Source organism: Sphingobium sufflavum, from assembly GCF_021403115.1.
Lineage (GTDB): Bacteria > Pseudomonadota > Alphaproteobacteria > Sphingomonadales > Sphingomonadaceae > Sphingobium > Sphingobium sufflavum.
The window spans coordinates 55,262-77,218 of record NZ_JAJSSH010000017.1 but is presented as its reverse complement, the minus strand read 5'-3'; the positions used below and the strand labels follow the sequence as shown (position 1 = coordinate 77,218).

Below are 21,957 nucleotides of genomic sequence, written 5' to 3'. Positions count from 1 at the left end.
CAATATCAACATCCCGATCCCGCCGTCTGGTCATCACCAAACGGACGCAACTAAACCATCGAGATGGGGGTCCCTTTTAGACGCCGATCACCCCCATAACGGGGTCCTTTTTGCACGCCGATCCACAGGCATAACCGCGACGCCTGACAGCACGTTGCATTCGGTTCGGCTTAGCAGGAAGGCATTCCAGCGCATCTCATCGGCGGTGGGGGTATATAACGGGGTGCGAGTGACCTCGGCGCGAACAAAACGGCATACATTCAATATGTTATCGGGTCGAAATGTGAACGTGAGATCCTACTCCCGCAACCACTGTTATGGAACTACATACGCCGCCCTCCGGGGCGGCGTTGTCGTTTGTGGCGTAGACCACCAGATCCGCCGCGTTCGCGACAACCTCCGCCTCAGGGCCATTGGTGCCGTCGGGACAGACGTTGGCGCAAACCCGCTCTTCACACTCGTCGGTACCCTCGTTAGACCCATCATGATGAGAGTGCGGAAAATCGGGACGGGGCGCGGCTTGCCGGATACCAGGAATGGCGCGGGAGCGACGTCCCGGCGGCGCTTTCTTGTCGGCGCAGCAGTGACGGGAGGATTGGCGCTTGGCTGGGCTTTCTTGCCGCGTAACTATATTCCACGCCTTAACCTTGCTCCGGGGGAGCAGGCGCTCGGCGCCTTCCTCAAAATAGACCGTGCCGGACAGATCATAATCATCGTGCCGCAGGCTGAATTGGGGCAGGGTGTTTATACCGTCCTGCCGCAGGTTCTGGCCGATGAGCTGGGCGCGGATTGGCGCACAATAGCGGTCCAGCCAGCTCTGTCGGGACCATTTTACGCCAACACATTGCTGGTGAAGGAGTGGTTGGAAGGGCCCGGATTACGTGCAACGGGCGCGATGGGGGAACATCTCCTTGATGATTATGCCAGGCGCAACATACTGGTCCTGACCGGCGGCTCCACCTCGCTCGCCATGTTCCGCCAAAGCTATCGGGAGGCAGGGGCGGCCGCGCGCGCGCTATTGTGCAAGGCGGCGGCGGCGCGCTGGGATGTGGCATGGGAAAGCTGCGACATCATGGATGGCCTCGTCACCGATGGAACGCGTACGTTGCGCATCGGAGAACTGGTTGACGAAGCGGTCGGTTTCGACGTGCCGTCGCCGTTACCGCTTCGCCCTGAGAGGGAGGGTGATAATCGCCTGATCGGTACTGATGCGCCGCGTATCGACCTGCCCGCAAAGATAGATGGCTCAGCCAATTTTGCCGCTGACATCCGCCTGCCCGACATGGTTTTCGCCGCCATCCGTCAGGGACCAGTGGGTGCGTTGCGGCTCAAGGGGTTTGACGAGCAGGCGGCCCGCAAGGTCATAGGCGTACTCGATGTGATCGCACAGGACGAGTGGGTGGCTGTGACCGCGACTAACTGGTGGGCGGCTAATCAGGCGCTGGGGCGGCTCGATCCGGTGTTCGAGACAGCAGGGCCGCCGCTGAACGACATTGCCATTTTGAATGCCTTGAAGGCTACGATGGGCGGCGGCGAAGGTGGACGTTTCTTCGCGCGCGGTGACCTTTCCGCCGTATTCGAGAAGGCGCGGATCGTCAGCGCGACATATAGTGTCGCGCCCGCGCTGCATCTCTGCCTTGAACCTATGGCCGTTACGGCGCGCGTTTCCGATGCTGGTGCGGAATTGTGGATGCCGAGTCAGGCCCCCGGGCTTGCAGTTCGGGCGGTTGCCGATGCGCTGGGCTTTGCAGAGGATGCCGTCACCCTCTATCCCTTGTTTGCTGGTGGATCCTTCGGTCGCAAGATGGAGGTCGACGCCGCCGTGCAGGCAGCGCTGATTGCCCGCGCCGCAAAGGCGCCCGTGCAATTGCAATGGTCCCGGTCGGAGGACATCATCCATGATCGCCCCCGCCCGCCTGCCCTTGCCAAGATGAGTGCGAAGCTGGGTCGTGGCGGTGTCATCGAGGGTATGCTGGCGAAAGTGGCGGCGCCCTCAGCGCTGGCGCAGTTGTGGCGGCGTATCGGGCATGGCGAGAATGTGCTGACCGCCATTGAATCGACGGCCACCACCGCAGACCATCTGGCGGTGTCGGGACTGGACACGCCTTACAACATAACCAACTATGCGGTAGATCATCACCCTGCCAAAATCGCCCTTCCCACGGGCCGTTGGCGGTCCAACGCCGACCATTATAGTGCATTCTTCCGGGAGAGCTTCATCGACGAAGTGGCCGAGCAGGCCGGTGTCGAACCCATGTCGTTTCGCATCCAGATGCTCGGCGGCAATCCGCGTCTTGCCCATTGCCTCACCACCGTCGCGGCGTTGGGCGAGTGGCAGGGCGGTATGCCGGGCAGCGGGCAGGGGATCGCCTGCCACACCATGGCGGGCGCCTCCATCGCGGTGCTGGTGCGGGCATCGCTCGACGGCGGGCGCATCCGCGTGCCGCAGATCGTCGCGGCGGTGAACTGCGGCGCGCCCGTCAACCCCGACATCGTTCGGCAACAGATTGAGGGCGGTCTGATCTTTGGCATCGCGGCGGCGCTGGGCGGAGCGGGCCATTATGAGGGCGGCATGCCCACCGCGCTGCAATTGGGCGAAATGAACCTGCCGCGCCTGGCCGACATTGGCACCGTCACCGTGGAACTGATCGCGGCGCAGGAGGATCAGGCGGGTGTAGGAGAGATTGGCGTACCCGCCGTCGCCCCCGCGCTGGCGGGCGCGCTTCATACATTGACCGGGCGGCGTTGGCGCAGCCTGCCGTTCGACAGGGAAGAAGGCTGACCATCATGCGTTCCACATCACCCGGCTCGAAGCGTCATGTCGGCGTCCTGCTCGTCAACCTTGGCACACCGGATGCGCCGACACCGGCTGCGGTGAAACGCTATCTGCGCGAGTTTCTCTCCGACCCCCGTGTCGTGGAGATACCGCAGATTGTCTGGCAGCCCATCCTGCGCGGCATCATCCTCAACACGCGCCCCAAGAAATCCGCCCATGCCTATCAGCAGGTGTGGATGCCCGATGGATCGCCGCTGGCGGTCTATACGCGCCGGATCGCGGAGGGGCTGGCCGATGGGTGGGGCGAGGGTGTGATCGTCGACTGGGCGATGCGCTATGGCAATCCGTCGATCGGGTCGCGCATCGGCCATCTGATGGCGGCGGGTTGCGACCGCATCCTGATCGTGCCGCTCTATCCGCAATATTGCGGCGCGACGACCGCCAGCGTCATGGACGGCGTCACCGCCGCGCTGGCGACAATGCGGCACCAGCCCACGATCCGCGTCACGCCGCCCTGGCATGACGACCCGGCCTATATCGGCGCCCTCGCCCAATCGGTGCGGGATCAGGTCGCCGCCCTGCCCTTCGTGCCGCAGCGCATCCTCGCCAGCTTCCATGGCATGCCGGAGCGGACCCGCGCGCTGGGCGATCCCTATCATGACCAATGCCTGCATACGGCGCAGCTCCTGGGTCAGACGCTGGGCCGTCCGGTCGACGTCAGTTTCCAGTCGCGATTCGGGCGCGCCAAATGGCTGGAGCCCGAAACCGAGTCCGTTCTGGCGGGATTGGTGGCGGACGGCGTCCGGGATGTCGCCGTCCTGACCCCCGGCTTCGCGGCCGACTGTCTGGAAACACTGGAGGAAATCGGACTGCGCGGTAAGGAAGTATTTCTGGAGGCCGGTGGACAGAATTTCGCACTTTTACGCTGTCTCAACGCCGATCCCGTCGCTATTCATCTGTATCGGACATTGATCCGCCGCGAACTGGCAGGATGGGTGGACACGATCGAAGGCTGAAGACTGGCGAGGTGCCGGTCGGCCGGGACTGGGAGGATGGCATGAGCAGGATTGCAGTCGTAACGGGCGGAACGCGCGGTATCGGTGAAGCCATCAGTCTGGCCCTTCGCGAGTTGGGCATCACGGTCGTCGCCAATTATGGCGGGGACGATACAAAGGCCGCCGCCTTTACCCAGGCGACCGGCATTGCGGCCTATAAATGGGATGTGGGCGACCATCAGGCCTGCCTCGACGGTTGCGCGAAAATCACCGCGGAGGTCGGTCCCATCGATATCGTCGTCAACAATGCGGGCATCACCCGCGACGGCGTTCTGGCGAAAATGAGCTTCGACGACTGGAATGACGTGATGCGCGTCAATCTGGGCGGTTGCTTCAACATGGCAAAGGCGACGTTCGGCGGCATGCGGGAGCGCGGCTGGGGCCGGATCGTCAATATCGGTTCGGTCAACGGGCAGGCCGGGCAATATGGCCAGGTCAATTATGCGGCTGCCAAGTCGGGCATCCATGGCTTTACCAAGGCGCTGGCGCAGGAAGGTGCCAAGGCGGGCATCACCGTCAACGCCATCGCCCCCGGCTATATCGACACGGAGATGGTGGCCGCCGTGCCCGCTCCGGTGCTGGAGAAGATCGTGGCCAAGATCCCTGTCGGCCGCCTTGGCCATGCGGATGAAATCGCGCGCGGTGTCGCCTTCCTGTGCAGCGAGGAAGCGGCGTTCGTCACCGGATCGACCCTGTCGATCAACGGTGGCCAGCATATGTATTGACGGTCGCCCCGTCGCGACCCGTCCTGCCAATGACCGACCTGTATAGCGGTCCCGTCAAGCGCAGCATGACCATTGCCGGTCATTCCAGTTCGATCAGTCTGGAGCCGCCCTTCTGGGCGGCTCTGGAGGCGTCTGCGCGTGCCGAGGGGCTGCCGCTCAACGCCCTCGTCGCGCGCATAGATGCGCAGCGGGTAGAGGCGGGGGCGGGCGCCAACCTGGCCAGCGTGCTGCGTTGCTGGTTGCTCGACCGGGTGGAGCGGATGGCCGCCCCACGGTCCGATGTGCCAATAGGCGATTGAAAGAGTGACCCTTTGGCCACAAGCTCGGCAAAGTCGCGCAGTGATAGGAACGATTCTCATTAGCGATTGACATTGATAATCGCTCGCAATACCCGGCCCCCGTACAGACAAAAAGGGGGTTCCTTAATCATGTCCAAAGCCACCACACCATCTTTCCTGGCGCTGAGCTGCGTCGGAGCGATCACATTTGCTACTGCGGCGCATGCGCAGGAGGCCGAGCAGGGCCGCAAGCTGGGCGCCATGACCGTTACCGATTCGGGTGTCGCGGAGCCGCGCGTAAAGGTCGATAAGCCGGCCTCGCCGAAATATACCGCGCCGCTGGTCGACACGCCGCAGACGATCACCGTCATCTCGCGCGCCAGCCTGGACCAGCAGAACCTGCTGACCCTGCGCGAAGTGCTCAGCACCGTGCCCGGCATCAGCTTCACCGCGGGTGAAGGCGGCAATGGCTTTGCCGACAACATCAACATCATGGGCGTCGATGCGCGCAACGACATCAACGTCAATGGCGTGCGCAGCAGCTCGAACCTGAACCGCAACGAAACCTTCAATATCGAGCAGGTCGAAGTCACGACCGGCGCAAACTCCGTCTACAACGGCGGCGGCAATGTCGCTGGCTCGATCAACCTCGTGACCAAGCGCCCGCTGGCCGACAACAAGATCGTCGCACAGGCCGGTATCGGCACCGATAATTATTATCGCGCCACCATCGACGTGAACCGTCGCCTGAACGACATCATCGCCGTCCGCATCAACGGCGTCTATCACCAGAATGACGTTCCCGGCCGTGACACCGAATATTTCGACCGCTGGGGCGTTGCGCCCTCCATCATGTTCGGCGTCGATGGTCCGACCAGCCTGACGCTGCAATATGAGCATCTGACCGATCATGCGTTGCCGCAATATGGCGTGCGCTATTTCCCGCAGCTGGGTGGTATCCCGCGCGGCGTCAGCAGCGCCGGCTATTATGGCATCGCCAACGTCGACAAGCAGAATTCGAAGACCAACGCGGTGCAGGCGATTGCCGAGCATGCGTTCAGCGACAAGATCCGCCTGCGCAACCAGTTCCGCTATGAGAATATCGTTCAGGAAACGGTCACGACGCAGCCGACCGGCAACTATTGCGTCGATCTGTTCGGTACGGGTGTTGGCAACACGATCGCCAATGGCGGCGGCCTCTGCCCCGAAATCCAGAATGGCGCAGGCACCACTCTGACCGCGGGTGTCCGCGTTCCGCTCGGCTATTATCAGCCGACCGGTGCGACCCGTGGCGCAGCGCGCAACATGCAGAATGAAACCCTCTCGGAACAGATCGACCTGAGCGGTTCGTTCAACACCGGCAGCATCGAACATAGCTTCACCGTGGGTGCGTCCTACCTGTGGGAGCGTTTCCAGCAGACCAACTATGGCAATCTGACCACCCGGCCCGCCGGTGGTTGGGCGCTCATCAATGTCGCCAATCCCGATCAGCTCATCCCCGGTCCGGCCATCGCTGGCGTCACCTATGGCACCAACTCTTACAACGGGCCGCTGACCTACACGCTGGGCACCCGCACCTTTGGCACGCAGGAAGTGTTTGCGGGCTATCTGTTCGACACGGTCAAGTTCAACGACTGGCTCCAGGTCAACGGCGGCATCCGCTATGAGCGGGTGAAGGGTGACAATTACGACATCACCAATCCACCCACCGTCAATGCAAGCGGGGACGGTCGTTCCAACTTCCGCGGCATCCGCAACAGTCTGTTCTCCTATCGCGTCGGTCTGGTCTTCAAGCCGCTGTCGAACGTCAGCCTCTATGTCGCCCATGGCTCAGCCAAGCGGCCTTCGCAAAGCTCGGTCAGCTCGGCTTGTACGCAATCCGAAACCGGTACGGCCAACACGTGCAGCCTGCGTCCGGAAACGACGCGCAATTATGAAATCGGTGCCAAGACGGAGCTGTTCGACAAGCAGTTGCTGCTGACCGCGTCGGTCTTCCGCAATTCGCAGGATTCGATACGCGTCAACTCGGCCAATCCGACGGTCGGCGGCACGCAGCAGCTTGACGGTCGCCGCCGCACGCAGGGCTTTACGCTCGGCGCGACGGGCAACATCACGGAAGGCTGGACGATCAACGGCAGCTATATGTATGTCGATCCGAAGATCATCCAGAGCGTTGCCGATGGCTTGGCCGACACGCAGTCGGGTGGCATCGTCACCAACACGCCGAAGCATTCGGGCAGTGTCTTCACCAGCTACAGCTTCCCGTTCGGTTTGCAGGTTGGTTATGGCGTGACGTATCAGGGCAAGCTGCTGCTGACGACGATCAACAACACCAATCCCTCGCAGTTGCTGAACTATGTGCCGGCCTATACGACCCAGCGTCTGATGGTTGCCTACAAGATCGACGACAATTTCAAGGCACAGGTGAACGTCCAGAACCTCTTCAACGAGCGTTATGTGACGACGGTCCGCAACGACGGCTGGGCGACCCCCGGCACGACGCGCCAGGCCGTGTTCAGCCTGACCGGCACGTTCTGATCTGAATACCCCGGCCCCTGGGTGGGGCGGCGGCAACTTCCCTTGTCGTTCCCTCACCTGGGGGTGCCCCGTCGGATGGCGATCCGGCGGGGCCTTTCGTGCCGATTTGCTACGCATTATCACGGATATATGATGCGATTGATTCGCATTACGGTTTCGAGTAAGTCGAGAATGACTCGCAGGGAATGACTTGTAGGTACAGGGGGGCGTCAATGTTGCGTGAAGCCGAAAGCGTCAGCGTGGAAGAGGAAGTGAGCGGCCTGTTCACGCCCGCTCCAGCCATGGCTGCTGCAGGGGTCGCATCCGGTGCAGTCGTGCTGTCCACCCCCGCCCAACGCTATGGTGAGGGCAAGGGATTCAACTGGTCCGGCGCTGTGTTGACCGTACTGCTCCATGTGGTCCTCATCACCGGCTTCTTCATGATCAAGGATCATATCGTCAAGAAGCGTCAGGAACGACTGACGGTGATGAACCTGATGCAGGCCGCTCCGCCGCCACCGCCGCCGTCGGACCCGCAGCCGCCGACACCGCAACAGGCGACCGTGGTGACGCCGCGCCCCATCGTGCAGACGCTGCTACCGTCGCCGGTGGAGATTCAGACGACGCCCGATCCGGTGCCGGCGATCCTGCCGCCCGCCCCGGCGGTGCCCAATCCCGCGCCGGCCGCCGCGCCGCCATCGCCGCCATCCATCCTCCAGGCCGACAATCTCAGCGATCAGGCGATTTATACCAAGCCGCCCAGCCGCCCGATGGAAAGCCGCCGGTTGAAGGAAGAGGGCACGGTCGCCCTGATCGTCCTGCTGGGTGTGGATGGCCGGGTCGCGAGCGTCAGCGTGAAGCGGACGAGCGGTTTCCATCGGCTGGACGATGCGGCGTTGCAGGCGGTCCGCAAGTGGCGCTGGCAGCCGCAGGTGCGCAACGGCCAGCCCGTGATGGTGCAGGGCGTGGTCGAAATTAGCTTCATGCAGGCCTGATCCACCCACCATGTTGATTCCCATTCCCGATTTGCTCGACGCCGACGGCGTGCGGGCCGTCCGAACGCTTATCGACGCCGCGCGCTGGGTCGATGGCAATGAAACATCCGGCCATCAGGTCGCGCTGGCCAAGAATAACCTGCAACTGTCCAAGGAGGCGCCGGAGGGGCTGGAGGCTGCGCAGATTATCCTCGCCGCGCTGAGCCGTTGCCCGTTGTTCATTGCGTCCGCGCTGCCGCTGCGCATCGTGCCGCCGCTGTTCAACAGCTATGCGGGCGGGCAGGCGCTGGGCACGCATATCGACAATGCGATGCGCGCGCTGCCGGGCGGGCAGAGCCTGCGATCCGACCTGTCGATCACCGTCTTTCTGGAAGAGCCGGAGGAGTATGACGGCGGCGAACTGACCGTGGAGACGCATTTCGGCGTCCAGCAGGTCAAGTTGCCCGCCGGTCATGCGGTGCTCTATCCGTCCTCCTCGCTCCACCGGGTCGAGCCGGTGACGCGCGGACGGCGGGTCGCCAGCTTCTTCTGGGTGCAGTCGATGGTGCGCGACGATGCGGCGCGGGCGATCCTGTTCGACCTCGACCAGTCGATCCAGACGCTGGCGTTGCAGGTCGGGCAGGGTGATCCGTCGATCATCCGGCAGACCGGCATCTATCATAACCTGCTGCGCCGCTGGGCCGACGCCTGACCGGGGCCAGCCGGGAAGATTCCGGCCCCGGCCTTTAGGGTTTGCTCGCACTTTGCCGCTATGAGGAGCGGGATGAGCGGTACACCGACCCACAGCATCGACGCCCTGTCCGATCCCATCGCCGCGGGCGATGTCGACGCGACCGAATCGACATTCGGCGCGCGGGTACGCAGCGCGCTGATCTGGCGGTCCGGTGCGCAGATCGTGACCCAGATATTGAGCTGGGTTTCGACCCTGATGGTCATCCGCATCCTGAATCCGGCGGATTATGGCCTGTTTGCGATGACGCAGGCGGTGATCGCCTTCATGACCTTCCTCAACGGCTATGGGCTGGTCAGCGCGCTGGTGGCGTCGGAGACGATCGACACGAACCGGCTGCGCCAGGCGTTCGGCCTGATGCTGCTCCTCAACGGCGGGCTGGGACTGGCGCAACTGGCCCTCGCGCCGCTTGCCGCCGACTATTATAATCAGCCGATGGTCGCGGATATGCTGCGCGTGCAGGCGGTCATCTATCTCTCCACGCCGTTCATCACCCTGCCCGAAGTGTTGATGGGGCGCAGCCTGAATTTCCGCAAGGCGGCCTATGTCACGCTGATTTCCGGGCTGGTCGCGGCGGGTGTGGCGATCACCGGGGCGCTGTCCGGCTGGGGTGTGTGGACATTGGTGTGGGCGCCGATCGCGGGATTTTATGTGAAGGCGGCGGGCTATTCCATCGTCACGCGATTTTTCATCCGGCCCAGTTTCAACTTTCGCGGCGCGGGGCCGACCATCTGGTATGCGGTGACGCTGCTGGGCAGCCAGCTCGCCTTTTTGATCCAGAGCCAGGCGGACGTTTTCATCGGCGGCCGCGCGCTCGACCCCCATGCGCTGGGCCTCTATGCGGAGGCGCTGTTCCTGACCCAGATATTCGTGTCCAAATTCGTGCCGCCGATCAACGAGGTCACCTTCCCCATCTATGCGCGGATGCAGGGGGACAAGGCGCGGGTCGCCGATGCGCTGTGCAAGGCAATCAAGCTGGTGCTGCTCATCGCCTGCCCGCTCTATCTGGGCATGGCAGTGACGGCGGAGCCGCTGGTGCTGACCATATTGGGCGCGAAATGGGTGGAGATGGCGCCCTATGTGGCGCTGCTGGCGCTGGCCATGCCGTTCCTGACCTTGCAGGTGATGTTCCCGCCGATGTTGAACGCCATCGGTCGTCCGGGGCTGGGCGCGCGTATCGCGATGATCGGCGCGGTCATCATGCCGCTGGCCTTCCTGATCGGCATCCATCGCGGCGGCATCGGCCTCGCGATGGGGTGGCTGATCGGTTATCCTGTCTTTGCGCTGTCGACGGCGCATCTGGCGGGGCGGCTGGTCGGCCTGACCTTCGGCGCGATCTTCCGCGCGGTGCTGCCGGGGTTGATGGCGGCGGCGGCGATGGCAATAGTCGTGGCGGGCGCCGATCATTGGGTGCTGCCGGGGCATCTGCCCGCCATCGTGCGGCTGGGCCTGCTGGTCGCCGTCGGCGGGGTGAGCTATGCCGCGCTGCTCCTGCTGATCGCGCGTGACACCGTGCGCGAACTGATCGCCATGATCTCCGGCCGGGGGCTGGGCGGCGTGATCGAGCCGGACGCCGCATGATGGCCACGTTGATCCAGCGCCGCTTCGGCACGTTTCGCGGGTTGGTGCGCCTTGCGCTCGCCCCTGTCGAACTGGCGACGGGACGCGGCGCGGTGCGGGTAGGATCGCCCGATGCCATCCGTCGCCTCGTCTTCATCTGCCATGGCAATATCTGCCGCAGCGCCTTTGCCGATGTGGCTGCACGCCGGGCGGGATTGGCGGTCACCTCCTTCGGACTCTCGACCGACAGCGGCAAGCCGGCCCATGGTCCTGCCATCGACGCCGCCGCCGCATTGGGGCATGATCTCTCCGCCCACCGGGCGACGATGATGTCCGACTATGAACCGCGCGAGGGCGACCTGTTGCTGGCCATGGAGACGCGCCAGTTGCGTCGTCTCGCCGCCGATCCGCGCCTGGGCCATGTGCCGCGCAGTCTGCTCGGCCTCTACACCCGCCCGCGCGTGCCGCATCTGCACGACCCCTATTCGCTGAGCGAGGCCTATATGAAAATGTGCCTCGCCCGGATCGAGACGGCGATGCCGGTCCTGCGCGCGGCTTTTCCTAACGCCCGCGCCGGATAATCCCGATCAGGTCGCCCGCGAGCGGCCGGGGGTCCGACCAGTCCCAGACATAATAGCCGGTGCGCGGGTCGAGCCAGTCCGCTCCCCATGCGAGCGCCTCGCGCCAGCGGCTGGGCGCGGGCTGCCCGGCGGCGACCTCCGCCTGTGGCGCGCGCAGGATGCGGGCCAGTCGCTTGGTATCGGGGATGGCATAACGGGCGCGGCGCGCGCGGTATGCGGGCTGCGGCGGACCGTCGGCCTGTGGCACCGCCGCGCGATATTGCTCCCATGCGAACTCCGCTCCGGCCTGCGATGCGAGCGGCAGGCTGCCCCAGAAACGGCCGTTGATCTCCATCAGCCAATAGCGGCCAGTTGCCGGATCATGGCGATATTCGACCATCGCTGGCCCTTCCCAGCCGATGGTGGCCAGCAGCGCCTCCGACTTTGCCATCTGCTCACTATGCAGCGACAGGGGCACTGTCTCGCACAGAGTCGAGACGCCGCCGCTCGCGGGAAATTCGCGCAGGCGGTGATGCTGGAAGCGCAGCCGCGCTGTGCCGCCCTGCATCATCAGCATCTGGCCAAAGCCATGGCCGCCGCACCAGCCCTGCACCAGCGGCCAGTCGACCAGCGCGTCATAGCGGGCGAGCCGCGCCAGCAGTTCCTGTGGGGTTGATGCGAATTCGGTCTTTTCGAACGCCAGCCCGGCGGCGCTGAGCCGTGCCCAGATGGCGGGCGGATCGCTCCATTTCAGGATGGCGGGATAGGGGAGGGCGTCGGCCCGTGCGGCAAAGTCCTCACCCGCGACCGGCTGCCATGTCGGCGGCGTGTCGATGCCGACCGTCGCCGCGGCGGCCAGCGTGCGGGTCTTGTCCAGCACCACGGCCAGCGGTGCGGCGCGGGGCGTCAGGATGCGGCATCCCGCCATCTCTTCGGGCAGGTCGGCCAGCGCCAGCAGGTCGCCCTCGCTGATCGCCAGCAGCACGGCGGCCTGCGTCTCGCGGATCAGGTCGGGCAGCCACTCGCCCAGCGTCCGGTCGCGGGGACGCACCACGAACCGCCCGGCGTGGCGTGAGTAGCGGCCGATGGCGCGGGGGGACTTGCCCACCGCGATCACCGGTACGCCATGCCGCCCCAGTTCGCGCACGACCGTTAGCCCGATGGCGCTGTCCACGCCCAGCACGATGGCGGGAGGCAGGCTCATGCCGGGAACAGCCCCTTCTCATAGACCAGCGTGGCAAAGCCCTGCTCCGCTACCCGCCATGCGGTGCGGATATGGCTGGCGGCGAGGCGGGGGCGGACGGCGCTGGCTGAGGGTGTGGGCACGGGGAGGTCGGCAAAGCCCGACGCCACCACCCGCTCATCCGCCGCAATGGCCGCGCACAGGGCCTCGAACCTCTTCATGACCAGACGATTGGGCCGCATCCGGTCGCGGGACAGCATCTCGAAACTATGGCTCACCACGATGAAGCTGTGCGCCCCGTCGCGTGCGGCATGGGTCAGGCCCTGCACCATTTCGGCGACGGAGAGGGCGCAGACCTGCGCCGGGCGGAAATGGTCTGGCCGGTCCCATATGCCCGCGACGGGCGCTTCCAGCACGCCCTCGCGCCATACCGGGTCGACCGTCTCCGACGGCAGGGTGATATGGCAGGGCCTGCCCGCATAATCGGCGTTGTAACTGCTGTCCCACAGGATGCCGAGGCGGGCGAGCGCGCGCAGCGTGTCGTCGTTCGCGCCATAATTTCCCGCGCGAAAAGCGTTGGGGCCGGGCGCTCCGGCGGCGACCAGCGTATCGCGCGCCCAGCCGAGCAGTGCAACCTGATCCGCCAGCGTGAAATCGCCGATGTTGCGGCCGGTGCGGCCGTCTACCGGGGAATCCTTGGCCCATTGCAGCCACTCGGTGTGGATATGGACTTGCACCTCATGCCCGCGCGACAGGATCGGCTCCACCATACGCGCGACCAGATCGGGACCGTGGATCAGGCCGGGCATGGGATCGACGAAGAAGACGCCGCGGATGCCATGCGCCTCCATCCGGTCCATCTGCCAGCCGATGCCATAGTCGCCAACATTGGTGCTGCCGGTCAGGGAATGGCGCAGATTATCCTGCCACGCCATGCCGGCCTGCTGGCGGCTGGCGGACAGTTCGGTGTCGATGGTGATGAGGGCGCGGGTCATGGGTGAGACCTAGCACGGCGGGCGTTACCAGAAGGTGCCTGTGGGCGTGATGACCGCAAACCGACGCAAAGGATTATGGAAATCCGTTCGCCCTGAGCGTGCCGAACCCAAGGGTGGACAGGCTCAGGGCGAACGGGGTTTAGGGGATGGGATGTCCGCCATGGGCATGCCTGACGTTGCCTTTCAAACCCTTGCCCTTATTCCAGCACGATTCGCGCATATCCCAGCGGGGGCAGGTCGAACGTGCTGGTCTCACCCTCCCATGTCCGGGCCTCCCGCGCGAAATTGAACAGGCAGAGCAAGGACTCGCCGCCGCCGTCCCGGAGGAAGGCCAGGATATCCGCGTCGCCGGACTCCAGGAAGGTCAGGCCTCCCGTCGCCAGCGCGGGATGCGCCTTGCGCTCGGCGATGGCGGCGCGATAGGTCGCCAGTACGCTGGCCGGATCATGCTCCTGCTGGTCGAGCGCCAGCGGACGATGGGCGTCCGGCACCGGCAGCCATGGCCGGGCGGTGGAGAAGCCCGCATAGGGCGCTTCGCTTTCCCACGGGATCGGTGTGCGGCAGCCGTCGCGGCCCTTGAAGGCGGGCCAGAAGCGGATGCCATAGGGGTCGCGCAGATCCTCATAGGCGATGTCCGCTTCGGGCAGGCCCAGTTCCTCGCCCTGATACAGGCAGATCGGCCCCTTGAGCGAGACGAGCAGGTTGATGGCAAGGCGCGCGATGGCGGCCGGATCGTCGCCCGCTTTCGTCCAGCGCGAGACATAGCGCATGACATCATGGTTGGAGATGGACCAGCAAACCGCGCCGCGCTCCGCAGCCTCTCCGAACGCTGCGAAGATCGTGCGGAAATGGGCCGGGTCGAAGGCGCTGCCGAACAGGTCGAACGTGTAACTGCTGTGCAGCAGGTCGTCGCCCGCCGTATAGGCCTGTACCGTTGCGGGGGAGCGATCCTCGTCGCCCACCTCACCCAGCGCTATGGCGCCGGGATAGTCGCTCAGCAGCGCGCGCAGCCGGGCGAGGAAGAGCAGATTTTCCGGTTGCGACTTGTCATAGTCATGGTCCTGAAAGCCATAGGGGTTGCTTTCCTGCACGCTGGCCTTGTCGCCGCGCGCGCGGGCGGGCGGGTTGTCGCGCAGAGCCAGGTCATGGAAATAATGGTTGCAGGCGTCGAGGCGGAAGCCGTCCACACCCCGGTCCAGCCAGAAACGGATGGTGTCCAGCATCTCGTCCTGCACCGCCGGATTGTGCAGGTTGATGTCGGGCTGCGATGTCAGGAAGCTGTGCATATAATATTGCATCCGCACCCCGTCCCATTCCCAGGCGGGACCGCCAAAGACGGACAGCCAGTTATTGGGCGCGGTGCCGTCCGGCTTTGCCTCCGCCCAGACATACCAGTCGGCGCGGGCGTTGGTGCGGCTGGTGCGACTTTCCCCGAACCACTCATGCTGGTCAGAGGTGTGGGACAATACCTGGTCGATGACGATCTTGAGGCCCAGCCCATGGGCGACGCCGATCAGCCGGTCGAAATCGGCCAGCGTGCCGAACAGCGGATCGACGTCGCGATAGTCGGACACGTCATAGCCCATGTCGGCCATGGGGGATTTGAAGAAGGGGGAGATCCACACCGCGTCCACGCCAAGCGAGGCGATGTGCGGCAGGCGGGCGGTGATGCCATTGAGGTCGCCCACGCCGTCGCCGTCGCTGTCCTGATAGGAGCGAGGGTAGACCTGATAGATGACGGCGCCGCGCCACCAGTCGGGATCGGTCATGCTGCTGGCTCCTTGAGGGTGAGGAAGGCGACGGATCGGGGCGGGACGGCGGGATCGCCCTCCCACGCCCCGGATGGCGGGGTGAAGCGGGTGGTTTCGGGCGCGCGATTGATCAACATGACCAACCGAAACAGATGTAATTGGAGAGTCTCGCGGGTCGGGTCTTCCCAGTCGGTGACGGCCATGGGTTCGCCGGCCTGGGTCAGCCATTGCGCGTCCCCCTCCGCCAGGAAGGCGGGGTCGGACAGTTCGGGGTAACGCCGTCTTAGTTGCGATAGTGAAACGACATGCGCCTCCAGCTCCGTATCGCGGGCGGCCCAGTCGACCCAGGTGATGGCGTTGTCCTGGCAATAGGCGTTGTTGTTGCCGCGCTGGCTGCGCCCGAATTCGTCCCCCGCCGTCAGCATGATGGTGCCGCGCGAGCCATAGAGGGTAGAGAGCAACGCCTTCACGTCGCGCCGCCGGGCGGCGAGGATGGCGGGGTCGTCGGTCGGCCCTTCGACGCCATTGTTCCAGCTGTAATTCTCGCCATGGCCGTCGCGGCCCTGCTCCCCATTGGCGAGATTGTGGCGATGCTCATGCGCGACGAGGTCGGCTAGCGTGAAGCCGTCATGCGCGGCGAGGAAATTGACGGTGCGGCTGCCATCGCTCGCTCCGGTGCCGCCGCCACCGCCGAAAATGTCCGACGATCCGGCCAGCCGCGTCGCCAGCGCCCCGATGCGCCCCGGATCGCCGCGCCAGAACAGGCGCACATCGTCGCGATAGCGGTCGCTCCATTCGAGGAAGGGCGGCGCGAACCGGCCGAGCTGGTAGCCGCCGGGACCGATGTCCCATGGCTCCGCGATCAGGATGCGGTCGGCCAGCAGCGGGTCCGATGCAATCTCCCGCAACAGGTCGGCCTGGGCCGAAAATCCCGCCATCGTGCGGCCCAATATGGGGGCAAGGTCGAAGCGGAACCCGTCCACGCCCGCATGGGCCACGAAATGGCGCAGCGTGTCGAGGATCATCCGCCGCATCATGGGATGATCGCAGGCAACCGTATTGCCGCAGCCGGTGTCGTTGATGAGGCTGCCGTCGGCGGCATGGCGATAATAGCCATGGTTGGCGAGGCCGCGAAAGCTGAGCGTGCGGCCATATATGTCGCTCTCCCCCGTGTGGTTGAACACCAGGTCGAGGATGACGTCGATGCCCGCGTCGTGCAGCGCCGCGACGCTGGCGCGCAGATCGTCCAGCGTGCCGAGGCGCGGGTCCATGGGGAAGAAGGTGACGGGATTATAGCCCCAGCCGTTGGTGAGGCCGAGCGGGGCGAGATGCCGTTCGTCGATCCACGCGACCACGGGCATCAGTTCCACCGCGTCGATCCCCAGACGCCGGAGATGCGCGATCACCGCCGGATGCGCCAGCGCCCGCAGCGTGCCCCGGTCGGCCTCCGGCACATCGGGATGCAGCATGGTGAAGGGGCGCACCGCCAGTTCGTAAATCGTCCCGCCCGGCCGGAAACGCGGCGCGCGATGCGGCACCGGTTCGGGGGTGGTCACGATGGCGCGGGGCACGTCTGACGGACCATAGGGCCGGTCGAGCGCCAGCGCATAGGGATCGACCAGCCGATGCTCCCCGGCGTTCAGCGCATAGGCCTGCCCCGCGCCGATGCCCGGCACGAACAGGCGGTGCAGGCCATCGGGCGCCCCATCCTGCACCGGGTCGAAGGGGAGGGTCCGGTCGCCCAGAACAAGGTCCAGCCGCGCCACGTCGGGCGCCCAGACCGCAAAGGACACGCCGCCCGCCGTCACCGTCGCGCCGAGCGGGGGCAGGCTGTCATCCGGCATCAGGCGGCGAGGCTTTCGGCGACTCCGGCGGCCCGTTTCGCCGCGACCAATTGCCCGAACAGGGCGGCGTAGCGGGCGGCGCTGCGGTCCCAGCTGAAGTCCGCCGTCATCCCGGCCCGCTGGATCGCGGCCCATGTGGGTGCGTCGGCGTGCAGCGCCTGCGCGCGGGCCAAGGCGGCCAGCAGGCTGTCGGCGCTGAGCGGCCCGAACTGCACGCCGGTCGCGACCTGCTGTCCCAGAGCGGCCTCGTTCGCGTCGATCACCGTGTCGGCCAGTCCGCCGGTGCGCGCCACGATGGGGACGCAGCCATAGCGCAGGCCGTACAACTGGGTCAGGCCGCAGGGTTCGGTGCGGGACGGGATCAGGATCGCGTCCGCCCCGCCCTGCAACAGATGCGCCGCCGCTTCGTCATAGCCCAGCCGCAGGCCGATGCGCCCGCGATGGCGCGACGCGGCGGCCAGCAATTGCCCCTCTATCCCGGCATCGCCCGCGCCCAGCAGCGCGATGCGGATGCCCATGCCCGCGATCGCGTCGATCTGGCTGGCGAGGATGTCCATGCCCTTTTGCCAGGTCAGGCGGCTGACGATGGTGACGAGCAGCGACCCGTCGCTGTCGAGGCCGAAGCTCTTCTCCACCGCCGCCCGGTTGCGGGCGCGGCCGCCGATGGTCTTTGCGGTGAAGCGGGCGGCGAGGTCGGCGTCGGTGGAGGGGTTCCACTCCTGTGTGTCGATGCCGTTGACGATGCCGTGCAGGGCGCCGCCCCGTGCGCGCAGCAGTCCGTCCAGCCCCATGCCCCATTCGCCGGTCGTGATCTCCCGCGCGTAGCTGGGGCTGACGGTGGTGATGGCGTCGGCATATTGGATGCCGGCCTTGAGGTAGCCGACGCCGCCATAATATTCGACGCCATCGACGGAATAGGTCTCGTCCGGCAGGCCCAGCGCGGGGAAGATGCCCGGTTCGAACCGGCCCTGGAAGGCGAGGTTGTGGATGGTCAGCACGCCTGGCACATGGCGCGCGCGGCCATGGCGCATATAGGCCAGCGTCAGCGCCGCCTGCCAGTCATGGACATGCACCACGTCCGGCTGGAAATGGCGCAGGCCCCCGGCGGCGAGATCCGCGCCGACGGCGGCCAGCGCGGCGTAGCGGCGCCAGTTGTCCGTCCAGTCATGGCCCGCCATGTCCAGATAGGGGCCGCCTTCCCGGTCGTAGAGGCCGGGCGCGTCGAGGATGAGGAGGTCGCGGCCCTCGTAGCTGGCGCGGATCAGCTTCGCATCGACGCCGAACAGGGCGGGGTAACGCTTGGCGGCGCGGCCCTTTGCGCCGGTCCGGTCGATGCGCTTCATCACGGCGGGATAGCCGGGGACGAGGGTGATGACCGGCCAGCCGTGGCGCGACAGGGCGGCGGGCAACGCGCCCACCACGTCCGCCAGCCCGCCGGTCTTGATGAGCGGGTGGATTTCCGAGGCAACGGCGAGCAGCTTCACGTCAGCCGGTCTCCCCCAGCCGGGCAATCATCTCGCGCGTGATGAGGCAGATGCCCTTCTCCGTCCGGCGGAATCGTTGCGCGTCATATTCGGGATTCTCACCGACGATCAGCCCTTCCGGGATATGGACGTTGGCGTCGATCACCACCTTGTCCAGCCGCGCCCCCCGCCCGATCTGGCAATGGGGCAGAACCACGCTGTTGGTGACGGACGAGAAGCTGTGGGCGTGGACCCCGGTGAAGATCAGCGCCCGGTGCAGCGAGGAGCCGGAGATGATGCAGCCGCCGGAGATGAGCGAGGAGATGGCCGCGCCGCGCCGATACTCGTCATCATGCACGAATTTGGCGGGCGGCGTGACCTCCGCATAGCTCCACAGCGGCCAGCTCTTGTCATAGAGGTCGAGGTGGGGGAGCACGTCGGTGAGGTCGATGTTCGCCTCCCAATAGGCGTCGATGGTGCCGACGTCGCGCCAATAGGCCTCCGGCTCATATTCGCCGCGCACGCAACTGGTGGAGAAGCGGTGGGCGACCGCCTTGCCATGCTCCACCACATAGGGGATCAGGTCGCCGCCGAAATCATGCTTGGATGTCAGATCCGCCGCGTCGCGTTTCAGCAGTTCGATGAGGTAGCTGGTCTTGAAGACATAAATGCCCATGCTGGCCAGCGCCATGTCCGGCTGGCCGGGTATGCCGGGCGGGTTGGCGGGTTTCTCGACAAAGGCGGTGATGCGGTCCGCATCGTCCACATGCATGACGCCAAAGCCGGTCGCCTCCATGCGGGGCACCTCCAGACAGCCGACGGTGACGTCCGCATTCTCGTCCACATGCTGGCGGAGCATCAGCTCATAGTCCATCTTGTAGATATGATCGCCCGCCAGGATGATCATATATTCCGGGCCGTACCCCTCGATAATGTCGATATTCTGGTACACGGCGTCGGCGGTGCCGAGATACCATTGGGTTTCCGACACGCGCTGCGAAGCGGGGAGGATGTCGAAGCTCTCGTTGCGTTCGGAGCGCAGGAAGTTCCAGCCGCGCGTCAGGTGGCGGATCAGCGAATGCGCCTTATACTGCGTTGCCACGCCGATGCGCCGGATGCCGCTGTTGATCGCGTTGGAGAGGGCGAAGTCGATGATCCGCGCCTTGCCGCCGAAATAGACGGCGGGCTTGGCGCGCACGTCCGTCATCTCGAACAGGCGGCTGCCGCGCCCGCCCGCCAGCACATAGGCCATGGTGTCGCGCGCGATGGGCGACGTGCGCTTGGGTCGTGCCTGGTTCATGCCTGTCCTTGCTCCTCGCCTTCTGTTCGTTCGAGATAGAGTGTGGAAAGTGGAGGAATGGTCAAGATGGCCCAGCCGTCGCCGTCCGCCTCCACCACGCCGCCATTGCCCGCGCCGCTGCCGCCATAGACGGACGCATCGCTGTTGAAGATTTCGCGCCACCGCCCGCCGCCGGGCAGGCGCAGGCGATAGCCCTCCCGCAGGGTGGGGGTGAAGTGGGCAATCACCACCACCTCGCGCCAGTGGCCGTCGCCATCCGGCCCGCGCCGCACCCAGGAAAAGACCGATCCCGCCGCATCGTCGGCGTTGAGCCAGTCGAAGCCGTCCGACTCGCAATCGCGGGCGTGGAGGGCAGGGCGGTTGCGATAGAGGCGGTTGAGGTCGCGCAGGGCATCCCGCACGCCGCCATGGCTGGGCAGGTCCGCCTCGTGCCAGTCCAGCGCCCGGCTTTCCGCCCATTCGCCGCGCTGGGCGAATTCCTGCCCCATGAACAGCAGCTTCTTGCCCGGATAGCCCCACATGAAACCATAGAAGGCGCGCAGGGTCGCGAATTTCTGCCAGTCGTCGCCCGCCATCTTGGTCAGCAGCGATCCCTTGCCATGCACCACCTCGTCATGGCTGATCGGCAGGACGTAATTCTCGCCAAAGGCGTACATCAGGCCGAAGGTCATGTCGGCGTGATGATGTTTGCGGTGCACCGGGTCGCGCGCCAGATAGCGCAGCGTGTCGTGCATGAAGCCCATGTTCCATTTGAAACCGAAGCCCAGGCCGCCCTCGTGCACCGGATGCGACACGCCGGGCCATGACGTGCTTTCCTCCGCGATGGTTATCGCCCCGCGCGCCATCTCGTTCGCCTGCCCATAGACGGCGCGGTTCATGGACTGGAGGAAGCGCACCGCCTCCCAATTCTCCCGCCCGCCCTGCTCGTTGGGAATCCATTCCCCTTCTTTGCGCGAATAATCGAGGTAGAGCATCGACGCGACCGCATCGACGCGCAGCCCGTCGAGATGATAGCGGTCGGTCCAGAACAGCGCGTTGTTGACGAGGTAGGAGACGACCTCCCGCCGGCCGAAGTTGAAGATGGCGGTGTTCCAGTCGGGGTGGAACCCCTTGCGCGGATCGGCATGTTCATAGAGCGCGGTGCCGTCGAACTGCGACAGGCCATGGGCGTCGGTCGGGAAATGGGCGGGCACCCAGTCGAGGATGACGCCGATCCCGGCCTGATGCGCGCCATCGACGAAGCGGGCGAACCCCTCCGGCTCGCCAAAGCGGGCGGTGGGGGCGTAAAGGCCGGTGGTCTGGTAGCCCCAGCTCGGATCATAGGGATGTTCGGTGATCGGCAGGAATTCGATATGGGTGAAGCCCATGTCGACCACATAGGGGATGAGCTGGTCGGCCAGCGCGTCCCAGCTCAGGAACGCGCCGTTCGCGTCGCGCCGCCATGACCCGGCATGCACCTCATAGGTGGAGAGGGGCTGGCGGCGGGCATCGACCCGGCCCCAATGGTCGCGGTGCGCCGCATCGCCCCAGTCATGGGCCAGCGGGCGCGCGGTGACGGAGGCGGTGGCGGGGCGATATTCGCTGCGAAAGGCAAAGGGGTCCGCCTTGAGCGGCAGGGTCGCGCCGCTGGCGTCCAGTATCTCATATTTATAGGCGCTGCCCGCGGCGATGCCGGGCACGAAGATTTCCCAGATGCCGGTGTCGCGGCGCAGGCGCATGACATGCCGCCGCCCGTCCCAGTCGTTGAAATCGCCCACCACCGACACGCGCCGCGCATCGGGCGCCCAGACCGCGAAATGCACGCCGTCGCTGCCCTCATGGGTCAGGAAATGCGCGCCCATCTTGTCGAACAGGCGCAGGTGCGATCCCTCCGCCATATAATAATCGTCCATCGGGCCGAGGACGGGACCATAGCTGTAGGGGTCGTCCACCCACCATTCCCCGCCATCATTGGCGGCGAGATAGCGCAGCGGGCGCAGCTTGCGCACCTTCAGCCGCCCCTCGAACAGGCCGCCGTCGTGGATGCGGGTCAGCGCGACGCCGCCGGGCGCCACGCCGTCGCCCTTGCGGGCAAAGGCGGTGACGCGATCCGCGCCCGGTATGACGCAGCGCGCCACATAGGGCGCATTGGCGGCGGTGCCGTCGCGGTGCAGGCCCAGCACCGCAAACGGATCGGCATGGCTCCCCTGGATCAGCGCATCGGCTTCGTGGCGTTTCACGAACAC

The 21,957-nt window shown here is 65.6% G+C and carries 16 protein-coding genes; 9 read left to right on the top strand and 7 right to left on the bottom strand.

Going from position 1 to position 21,957, the window contains the following annotated elements:
* Positions 1-487 precede the first annotated feature (487 nt).
* The 9 genes from LWE61_RS19065 to LWE61_RS19025 all read left to right on the top strand — a co-directional run bounded on the left by LWE61_RS19065 (position 488) and on the right by LWE61_RS19025 (position 11,217).
* Positions 488-2,782 (top strand): xanthine dehydrogenase family protein molybdopterin-binding subunit, encoded by a 2,295-nt coding sequence (locus LWE61_RS19065; protein WP_407696268.1) that lies wholly within the window; start codon positions 488-490, stop codon positions 2,780-2,782.
* Positions 2,783-2,787: 5 nt separating this feature from the next.
* Positions 2,788-3,792 carry a ferrochelatase gene (hemH, locus tag LWE61_RS19060; RefSeq protein WP_234152235.1) on the top strand — a complete coding sequence of 335 codons (1,005 nt, stop codon included), beginning with the start codon at positions 2,788-2,790 and terminating at the stop codon, positions 3,790-3,792.
* Between the two features lie 41 nt (positions 3,793-3,833).
* A complete protein-coding gene (gene phbB / locus LWE61_RS19055) occupies positions 3,834-4,556 on the top strand; it encodes an acetoacetyl-CoA reductase (protein WP_234152234.1) in 723 nt (240 codons plus the stop codon).
* A 29-nt stretch (positions 4,557-4,585) separates the two neighbouring features.
* Positions 4,586-4,855, top strand: coding sequence for a ribbon-helix-helix domain-containing protein (locus LWE61_RS19050; RefSeq protein ID WP_234152233.1), 270 nt, complete (start codon positions 4,586-4,588; stop codon positions 4,853-4,855).
* 129 nt (positions 4,856-4,984) lie between these two features.
* The gene (locus tag LWE61_RS19045) at positions 4,985-7,372 is read left to right on the top strand and encodes a TonB-dependent receptor (RefSeq protein ID WP_234152232.1); all 2,388 of its coding nucleotides are present in this window, start codon (positions 4,985-4,987) and stop codon (positions 7,370-7,372) included.
* A 212-nt stretch (positions 7,373-7,584) separates the two neighbouring features.
* Positions 7,585-8,346, top strand: coding sequence for an energy transducer TonB (locus LWE61_RS19040; RefSeq protein WP_234152231.1), 762 nt, complete (start codon positions 7,585-7,587; stop codon positions 8,344-8,346).
* A 10-nt stretch (positions 8,347-8,356) separates the two neighbouring features.
* Entirely contained in the window at positions 8,357-9,037 is a 681-nt protein-coding gene (locus LWE61_RS19035; protein WP_234152230.1) for a Fe2+-dependent dioxygenase, read from the top strand.
* A 72-nt stretch (positions 9,038-9,109) separates the two neighbouring features.
* Positions 9,110-10,657, top strand: coding sequence for a lipopolysaccharide biosynthesis protein (locus tag LWE61_RS19030; RefSeq protein ID WP_234152229.1), 1,548 nt, complete (start codon positions 9,110-9,112; stop codon positions 10,655-10,657).
* An 8-nt stretch (positions 10,658-10,665) separates the two neighbouring features.
* Positions 10,666-11,217, top strand: a complete 552-nt coding sequence (locus tag LWE61_RS19025; RefSeq protein WP_234152240.1) for an arsenate reductase/protein-tyrosine-phosphatase family protein — start codon at positions 10,666-10,668, stop codon at positions 11,215-11,217.
* Here the strand turns inward: LWE61_RS19025 and LWE61_RS19020 are convergent.
* From LWE61_RS19020 to glgB, 7 genes are all read right to left on the bottom strand, one after another.
* Entirely contained in the window at positions 11,198-12,400 is a 1,203-nt protein-coding gene (locus tag LWE61_RS19020; RefSeq protein WP_234152228.1) for a carboxylate--amine ligase, read from the bottom strand. The genes LWE61_RS19025 and LWE61_RS19020 overlap by 20 nt on opposite strands.
* The gene (locus LWE61_RS19015; RefSeq protein ID WP_234152227.1) at positions 12,397-13,374 is read right to left on the bottom strand and encodes a polysaccharide deacetylase family protein; all 978 of its coding nucleotides are present in this window, start codon (positions 13,372-13,374) and stop codon (positions 12,397-12,399) included. The genes LWE61_RS19020 and LWE61_RS19015 overlap by 4 nt, the downstream gene beginning before the upstream one ends.
* 197 nt (positions 13,375-13,571) lie before the next feature.
* Positions 13,572-15,143 carry an alpha-glucosidase family protein gene (locus LWE61_RS19010; RefSeq protein ID WP_234152226.1) on the bottom strand — a complete coding sequence of 524 codons (1,572 nt, stop codon included), beginning with the start codon at positions 15,141-15,143 and terminating at the stop codon, positions 13,572-13,574.
* Complete coding sequence (locus tag LWE61_RS19005; RefSeq protein ID WP_234152225.1) at positions 15,140-16,969, bottom strand: glycogen debranching protein; 1,830 nt, start codon at positions 16,967-16,969, stop codon at positions 15,140-15,142. Before LWE61_RS19005 ends, LWE61_RS19010 begins: the two co-directional genes overlap by 4 nt.
* Complete coding sequence (gene glgA / locus LWE61_RS19000) at positions 16,969-18,453, bottom strand: glycogen synthase GlgA (RefSeq protein ID WP_234152224.1); 1,485 nt, start codon at positions 18,451-18,453, stop codon at positions 16,969-16,971. The genes LWE61_RS19005 and glgA overlap by 1 nt, the downstream gene beginning before the upstream one ends.
* A gap of 1 nt (position 18,454) precedes the next feature.
* A complete protein-coding gene (gene glgC, locus LWE61_RS18995; RefSeq protein WP_267961912.1) occupies positions 18,455-19,732 on the bottom strand; it encodes a glucose-1-phosphate adenylyltransferase in 1,278 nt (425 codons plus the stop codon).
* The gene (glgB, locus tag LWE61_RS18990) at positions 19,729-21,951 is read right to left on the bottom strand and encodes a 1,4-alpha-glucan branching protein GlgB (protein ID WP_234152223.1); all 2,223 of its coding nucleotides are present in this window, start codon (positions 21,949-21,951) and stop codon (positions 19,729-19,731) included. Before glgB ends, glgC begins: the two co-directional genes overlap by 4 nt.
* Positions 21,952-21,957 lie beyond the last annotated feature (6 nt).